4 protein-coding genes and 2 pseudogenes are annotated in these 8,257 nt (G+C 45.3%); 1 reads left to right on the top strand and 5 read right to left on the bottom strand.

Annotation, left to right across the window (positions count from 1 at the left end; genetic code table 11):
• On the top strand, positions 1–2,650 hold a 2,650-nt coding region (locus HQK80_14005), incomplete at its 5' end, for a restriction endonuclease subunit R (GenBank protein MBF0223313.1).
• 118 nt (positions 2,651–2,768) lie between these two features.
• Here HQK80_14005 and HQK80_14000 read toward each other — a convergent pair.
• The 5 genes and pseudogenes from HQK80_14000 to HQK80_13980 form a co-directional block, all read right to left on the bottom strand.
• Positions 2,769–4,316 carry an ABC transporter ATP-binding protein gene (locus HQK80_14000; GenBank protein ID MBF0223312.1) on the bottom strand — a complete coding sequence of 516 codons (1,548 nt, stop codon included), beginning with the start codon at positions 4,314–4,316 and terminating at the stop codon, positions 2,769–2,771.
• A 38-nt stretch (positions 4,317–4,354) separates the two neighbouring features.
• Positions 4,355–5,389 carry an ABC transporter permease gene (locus tag HQK80_13995; GenBank protein MBF0223311.1) on the bottom strand — a complete coding sequence of 345 codons (1,035 nt, stop codon included), beginning with the start codon at positions 5,387–5,389 and terminating at the stop codon, positions 4,355–4,357.
• Between the two features lies 1 nt (position 5,390).
• Positions 5,391–6,437: pseudogene (gene yejB, locus HQK80_13990) on the bottom strand (microcin C ABC transporter permease YejB).
• Between the two features lie 50 nt (positions 6,438–6,487).
• Complete coding sequence (locus HQK80_13985; GenBank protein MBF0223310.1) at positions 6,488–7,873, bottom strand: ABC transporter substrate-binding protein; 1,386 nt, start codon at positions 7,871–7,873, stop codon at positions 6,488–6,490.
• Positions 7,846–8,211, bottom strand: a pseudogene (locus HQK80_13980) (restriction endonuclease subunit R). The gene HQK80_13985 and the pseudogene HQK80_13980 overlap by 28 nt, the downstream one beginning before the upstream one ends.
• Positions 8,212–8,257: the final 46 nt, after the last annotated feature.

Below are 8,257 nucleotides of genomic sequence, written 5' to 3'. Positions count from 1 at the left end.
AAAGATCCGCTTCTTTGCCTACAACTCCAGACAGCTTCACCATCTGGAAAGCTTTTCCTCCGATGCGGGCATCAACGTTATGGTCATCAATATCCAGGCGTTCAATGCCACGGGGAAGGATAACCGCCGCATCTATGACGAGCTGGACGACTTCCAGTCGCGCAAACCTATCGATGTGATCAGCAGCAACCGCCCCATCCTGATTCTGGATGAGCCGCAGAAGATGGAAGGCAAAAAGACGCTGGAGGCGTTGGCCAAGTTCAAACCGCTGATGATCCTGCGCTACTCGGCCACCCACCGGACCACGCACAATAAGATCCACCGCCTCGATGCTCTAGACGCCTATAATCAGAAGCTGGTGAAGAAGATCGCGGTGCGGGGTATTGCCGTGAAGGGACTGGCAGGCACCAACGCCTATCTCTATCTTGAGTCCATCGAAATTTCCAAGAAGGCACCGGTTGCCCGAATCGAGATAGAAAGAAAACTTGAGAACGGTTCCATTAAGAGAAAGACATTACGGCTTGGTAAAGGATCGAATCTGTTCGATGAATCACATGGACTAAATCAGTATGACGGATTTGTCATCTCACAGATTGACGCCAATAAGGACACGGTGGAGTTCACCAATGGCCATGTTCTGAGTGCTGGCGATGCAACCGGCGACATCACCGAAATGGCCATCCGGCGGATTCAGATCCGGGAGGCAATCAGGGCACATCTTGAGAAGGAGCAGGTTCTCTTTGCTCAAGGCATTAAGGTGCTGTCCCTGTTCTTCATTGATGAAGTCGCCAAATACCGCGATTACAGCCAGGCCGATGAACAGGGAGAGTACGCCAGGATATTCGAGGAAGAATACGAACGACTCAAAGCTGAATATTTGAGCCTTCTTCCCTTGGATGGTGGGATGTACCAGGAATATCTGAAAAGTATTCAGGTTGGCCGCACGCACAACGGTTACTTCTCCATCGACAAGAAAACAAAGAGGCTCACCGATCCGAGCTTTAAAATGCGTGGAGAGGAGGCCGGGCTTTCCGATGACGTGGATGCCTACGATCTGATCCTGAAGGACAAGGAATCGCTTCTACTGTTTCCATCCCCGCTCGATAGTGAAGAGGTCAGAAGAAAAAAAGAAGTTCGGTTTATTTTCTCCCATTCCGCCTTGAGAGAAGGTTGGGACAACCCCAATGTTTTCATATTGTGCATGCTCAAGCACAGCGACAACACGATCTCGCGCCGCCAGGAAGTTGGCCGGGGGTTGCGGATTAGTGTCAACCAGCATGGGGATCGCATGGACAACCCGGCAACGGTCCATGACGTGAATATCCTGACCGTTGTCGCCAGCGAGAGTTACAAGGACTTTGTCGGCAATCTTCAGCGTGAAATCAGCGACTCCCTCTCTGCACGCCCCCGTAAGGCGGACGAAGCCTACTTCACCGGGAAGGTCATCACCACCGAAACCGGTACTGTGGAAATTACCCCGGTCATGGCCAAACAGATTTATAAATATTTGCTCAAGAACGACTATACCAATGACGCGGATCAGGTTGCCGAAACCTACCACGAATCAAAAGCCAACGGGCCCCTGGCAGCGCTTCCACCCGAGCTTGCCCTTCATGCTGAACAAATTTTCGGTCTGATCGACAGCGTCTTCAGCGAATCCCAGCTACCCGACGTGGGTGATGACCGTAAGCCAAAAACCAACCCACTGAATGCCAACTTCGAGAAAAAAGAGTTCAAGGCGCTCTGGAGCCGGATCAATCAGAAGGCTGTTTACCGTGTCGAGTTCGATTCCAATGAACTCATTCGAAACTGCATCCGAATTCTGGACAATGAGTTGCGGGTGACCCCACTAACTTACACCGTCCAGAAAGGTGAACAGACAGAACAGACAAGATACGATCAACTCAAATCTGGCCAGGCATTTGAGCTCCGCGAAACAAATACCGAATATGGAACAAACGTTCATTCCATGGTCTCCTATGACCTGCTCGGCAAGATTGCCGAAAACACCCAGCTCACTCGGAAAACAATCGCGGATATATTGAGCAACGTTCAACCAGCTGTTTTCAAGCAATTCAAACTGAACCCGGAGCATTTCATTGCCGAAAGCTCACGGCTTATCAATGAGCAGAAGGCCACGATCATCATTGAGCGGCTGAGTTACGACAATATTACCGAAACCCATGATATCGATATTTTCACCACAGGCCAAAGTAAGCAGGACTTCACCAAAGCCGGAGAGAAGTTGAAGAACCACATTTACGACTTCTGTATCACCGACTCCAAGGTTGAGCGGGAGTTTGTGAAAGAGCTGGATACCAGTACCGAGGTGGTCGTTTATGCGAAACTACCCAAGGGGTTCTTTATTCCCACTCCCGTCGGCGACTACAACCCGGACTGGGCCATTTCTTTCAAGGAAGGCTCAATCAAGCACATCTATTTCGTCGCCGAGACCAAAGGCTCCGTGTCCAGCATGGAGCTGCGGGCCATCGAGCATACGAAAATCGAATGCGCCCGCAAGTTCTTTGCGGAAGTCAACCGCAAGATAGATCCAGAGCACGTTAAGTACGACATGGTGACCACCTACGGGAAGTTGATGGAGATTGTCGGCTTGGGAGCCATCTCATCTTCAGAGGGCAGAGATAATTGACGGATCCCTTAGAATGATTCAGTAAAAAATTGAAGGTCAAGATCCGCATTGCTCCACTGGAATTCGACTACGGTGCTTCTCAGGCTTTCTGAAAACACTCGATTTCAGGCAAAAATGTCTATTCTAAAAATGCCGCTTTAAATAGGCTTTTAGTATAAGAGTGTTGGGGATTACTAAAGATCTCATGTGCCACACCGGTCTCAACAATTTCACCACCTTTCATAACTGCCAAAAAATTAGCCATAGCTTTTATTACCCTGAGGTCATGGGTAATAAAAAGATAGGTTATGTTGAATTTTTTTTGTAACTCTTTTAACAGATCGATAATCTGGGCCTGAATTGTCATATCCAGGGCCGAGGTCGGTTCATCGAGGACCAGAAACTCGGGCTTTAAAATAATGACCCTGGCAATGGCAATTCTTTGGCGTTGACCACCTGAAAACTCATGTGGGTATCGATGCATTATCTCAGATGAAAGCCCTACATCTTCGAGTGCTTCAACCACCGCAGTTTCGACCTCTGAGGCGTGTAAATCCGGGTAATGAATACGCAACCCTTCTGCAATAATTTGAAATATCGTTCTTCGTGGAGATAATGAAGAGAAAGGATCCTGAAAAACAATCTGCATTCTTTTTCGTAGTTTTCGTAACTGCTTTCCACTCAAGGCGCTGATGTCATTTGAGTCAAATTCAACCTGGCCGGAAGAGTTTTGTAACCGTAGAATGGCAAAACCTAAGGTGCTTTTCCCTGAACCAGACTCACCAACGAGGCCAAAAGTTGAACCTCTTGGTATCGCAAGCGACACGTTTTTTACTGCCTCAAAAAAGGTTTTGTGGCGGCCTAAAAAACCAGAAGAGGAGGTGAAGCGAACCGTTATGTCATGTACTTTAATCAAGTCGTTTACCGATGGAATGTTTTCCGGCTGTCCCTGCGGAATACTACCAAGCAGATGTTTCGTGTAGGGATCTGCCGGATTAGAGAAAATTTCATTGGTCTTACCAGACTCAACAATTTGACCATCATTCATTATATAAACGTAGTCGGCAAATGATTGAACCATGTGTAGATCATGCGTTATCAGGAAAACAGACATCTCCAGTTCACTCTGCAACTCCTTGATCATAGTTAGAATCTGGGCTTGAACAGTAACATCTAAGGCGGTTGTCGGCTCATCGGCTATCAGCAGGCTTGGTCGGCAGGCCAGGGCCATGGCTATCATTACTCGCTGCCGCTGCCCCCCAGATAATTGGTGAGGGTACTGATCAATTTTAAGGTGAGGATCCAATATGCCGCATTTATTGAGTAATTGAATTGATTTTTGCCTGGCCTCATTCGGGGAGAGGTTTTGATGAATTATAAATGGTTCAATTATCTGGCTGCCAATGGAATAGACAGGATTTAAGGAAGTCATTGGTTCTTGGAAAATCATGGCAATTTCATTGCCACGCACCTGCCGGATTTCAGAGGCATTAAGCTGTAAAAGATTTTGATTATTAAACAGTACCTCGCCGGACTGTTCTATATTCGAAACGGACTCTAAAAGACGTAATATTGACAAGGCTGTAACTGATTTTCCGGAACCGGATTCACCAACAAGAGCCACCGTTTTTCCGGGAGGTATGTGTAGTGAAATGTCACGAACGGCCACTTTATCGCCTGTATCCATGAGGAATTTAACTGTAAGATTGTTAATTTTCAGCACAGTTATACCTTTCTCGGGTCAAAGGCTTCTCGTAAGGCCTCGCCAATAAATATCAGCAACACCAAAGTGCCGACTAGTACGAAAAAACTACTTAAGGAAAGCCACCAGGCATCTATATTATTTTTGCCCTGGGCCAGAAGTTCACCGAGGCTCGGCGTTGGTGGCGGAACTCCGAGGCCAAGGAAATCAAGGCTAGTAAGGGCGAGTATGGCACCAGACATTCGAAAGGGCAGAAAGGTAATAACTGGTGTCATGCCATTAGGAAGAAGATGCCGAAACATGATTGTTGGATTACTGACACCTAAGGCCTTGGCCGCCGTAACATAATCGAGATTACGGCCCCTTAAAAACTCGGCACGGACATAATCTGAAAGCCCCATCCAGCCAAACATCGATAAAAGGATTAACAGTAAAGTGATGCTGGGTTTAAAAATTGATGAAAAAATTATGAGAAGATATAGTTCCGGCATTGAACCCCATATTTCAATGAATCGTTGAAACAGAAGGTCCGTCTTTCCACCAAAGTAGCCCTGAATGGCACCAGCCAAGATACCGACTATCGTACCCAGAAAGGTCAAGGCAAAACCAAAAAGGACTGATAATCGAAAACCATAAATCAGGCGTGCCAGGACATCACGTCCACGATCATCTGTGCCAAGTAGGTTCTCTTTGGAGGGAGGGGAGGGAACTGGTTGGTCAAGATTATAATTAATAGATGCAAAACTATGCCGATTTAAGGGAAACAACGTTTTATTCGAATCTGTTGTTATCTTATCCAGTATGTAAGGATCACGGTAGTCCGTTTCAGTGTCAAAATCTCCACCAAAGGTTGTTTCCGGGTATGAAACAAAGGTTGGGAAATAATAGTCACCCTCATAAATCACCAGAAATGGCTTGTCGTTACTTACCGCTTCAGCGAACAAGCTGAAAAGGAAAAGTACCGTGAAAATAATAAGGCTGTAGAAGCCTCTTTTATTTTTTTTGAAACGTCGCCAGCGGCGCAGCGAAAGGCTGTATGGTGATTTGTTTGATTTCAATTTACTTTACACTTTCAAAACTGATACGAGGATCAACGAGTACATAACTTAAATCCGACAAAAGCCTGGCAAACAGACCGATAATTGTAAAAAAATAGAGCGTTCCAAGAACAACCGGATAATCCCGGTTCATAATGGATTCATAGGCGAGTAACCCCATGCCGTCCAAAGAAAAGATAGTTTAAATTAAAAGGCTGCCGGTAAAAAAAGCGGCGATAAAGGAGCCTGGAAAGCCGGTAATTATGGGAATAATAGCGTTACGAAAAATATGTCGATATAAAACCTGATTCTCAGAAAGACCTTTAGCCCTGGCGGTAATTACATATTGTTTTCGAATCTCTTCTAAAAACGAGTTTTTGGTAAGAAGGGTCATTACAGCTAAGCTACCGACTGTACTTGCGATAATAGGCAGTACCATGTGCCATAAATAATCAAGAATCTTGCTCATAAAAGTAAGTTCAGACCAGTTATCTGAAACCAGTCCTCGTAGAGGAAATATATTCCAGAAACTTCCTCCGCCAAAGAGCACGATGAGAAGGATGGCGAGGACAAATCCCGGAATTGCATACCCTATCAGTATTATTGTGGACGTAAAGACATCAAAAGAGCTGCCGTCAACAACAGCTTTTTTTATACCTAAAGGAATGCAGGTAAGATATACGATAAAAAAGCTCCACAAGCCAAGAGACATTGATACGGGTAGCTTTGAAATGACAAGATTTACGACAGTTTGATGATGGTAGTAACTCATGCCAAAGTCAAAAGTCAGATAGTTTTTCATCATAGTAAAAAAACGTTCAATCGGTGGTTTATCAAATCCATACGTAGATTTTAGCGTATCCATGCGCTCTTGATCCAAACCCTGCCGTCCCATATAAATTGTGGAACCTGAGCTTGCTTCACTGCCGCCGCCATGTCCTTCAAGTTGAGCCACCAAGCGCTCAACAGGACCTCCAGGGACAAACTGGGTTACAGTAAATGTGACTAGCATGACACCAAAAAGTGTAGGTATCATAAAGAGTATGCGGCGTACAATATAGGAAGACATTGATTGTTGGTTAATTGGTTAATTGGTTGATTTGGTTTGTCAAGTTTCGTTTAATCGGCCATCCACCAGGTCATTAAGGCTTCATCGGGCTGATAATAGAGTGGAAGTTTTTCTGGTTTCTTAAACTTGTTCCAATACACTACCCGATGTCTTGCCACATACCAGTTGGGCACCACATAATATCCATACCAAAGGACACGATCAAGTGCTTTGCAGGCTGCTTCCAGTTCAATTTGGGTTGTTGCGTAGATAATCTTGTCAACAAGTGCATCAACTACAGGATCTTTTAAACCAATCAGATTTCTGGATCCGGTCTGTTCCGCAGCAGATGAGTGCCAGTAACTGCGCTGCTCGTTACCAGGTGACTGTGATTGACCAAAGACATTAACAAGCATATCAAAATCAAAACTTTTCAGCCTTCTGGTGTAAAGAGCCGGATCAATTGTCCTATACGTTGCCAGTATGCCCAACTTCTCGAGATTCTTTACAAAAGGCGCCATAACACGTTCAAAGGAGGGCGAGGCAAGTACTATTTCAAATTTAAACTCTTGGTTTGGATCTGAATTTTTTACCAGTATACCATCCTGAATTGTCCAGCCGGACTGTTCCAGCAGTTGCTTGGCTTTGCGCAAATTACCCCGCAGACTATTGGGAGGCGCGGTTGAAACCATGGTTAACGGCTGACTGAAAACTTCTATCGGGAGTTTATCTTTAAATTCATTCAAATAGTGAAGCTCAAGACCTTGAGGCAGACCGTTTGCTGCCAGTTTTGAGTTGCTGAAATAACTATCTGTTTGTGTATATTGGTCAAAAAACAAGGTCTTGTTTGTCCATTCAAAATCAAATGCCAGGCCGATAGCCTGTCGCACATTAATATCACTAAAGAGTTCCTTGCGAGTATTCATCACAAAGCATTGCATTCCGGCATTATTTTTGTGGTCAAGGTACTCCTTAATGATCTGTTTTGATTCAAACTTGTCGCCGACAAGATCCCGGGCCCACTGTTTGGCAATATTGACATACATAAAGTCAAAATCACCAGATTTGAAGGCCTCAACAGAGACAAGCTGATCTTTATAATATTTATGAGTAATTGTTTGAAAGTTGAACATATTCTTTCTGACAGGGTGAGACTTTGCCCAATAGTTCGAATTTTTGATGTAGGAGATTGACTTGCCAGGGATTATTTTATCGACAATATACGGCCCACTGCCAATCGGAATAGAAAGGCTCGATTCAGAAAAAGGCTGTTTTGCATAATATTTTTTGGAAAGTATCGGAAGTTCACAGGCGATAAGATGAAGCTCTCGGTTTTGGCGAGCAAAATCAAATCGAATTTTGTCTTCACTCAGAACTGTTGCGGCTTTAATATCATTAAAATAAGACTGATAAAAAGGATGCGATTCTTCACTTTTAAGAAGGTCTTGACATAGCAGTAGGTTTTGCCGGTCCCGGTTTCCATCTCCACGTCAAGGTTGACCTTGCATCCGGCGCTGGATACAAGCTTGTCCGACAAGGGCAGATTTTGCCGCCGCTGCACGGCATAGATATTGGTCAGGATCTGGGCATCGGTCAGCTGGAGATCGGCATTCTTGAAGCCGCTCTGCTCAATATCCATCCCCGGCAAAGTCGGACCCTTCGCAATGAGTTTTTTGTTCACGCCCGGGTCGATCCGGTACGCAATGCCCGAGGTATTCACCTGCCCGGCAAAGCAATCGACCACGGATTCCACCGCGTTGGTCTGGTAGGGCTGAACCTTGAATTTCAGTTTCATGCCTGCCCCCCGACGATTGCTTCAAAACGTTGCAGCCACGCATTGA

This window comes from Desulfobulbaceae bacterium (assembly GCA_015231515.1).
Lineage (GTDB): Bacteria > Desulfobacterota > Desulfobulbia > Desulfobulbales > VMSU01 > JADGBM01.
This window is presented reverse-complemented; position numbering and strand designations above follow the sequence as displayed.

Excerpts from the sequence above, each read along its gene's own strand:
- HQK80_14000 (MBF0223312.1), bottom strand. The coding sequence starts at position 4,316 with ATGGATACAGGCGATAAAGTGGCCGTTCGTGACATTTCACTACACATA.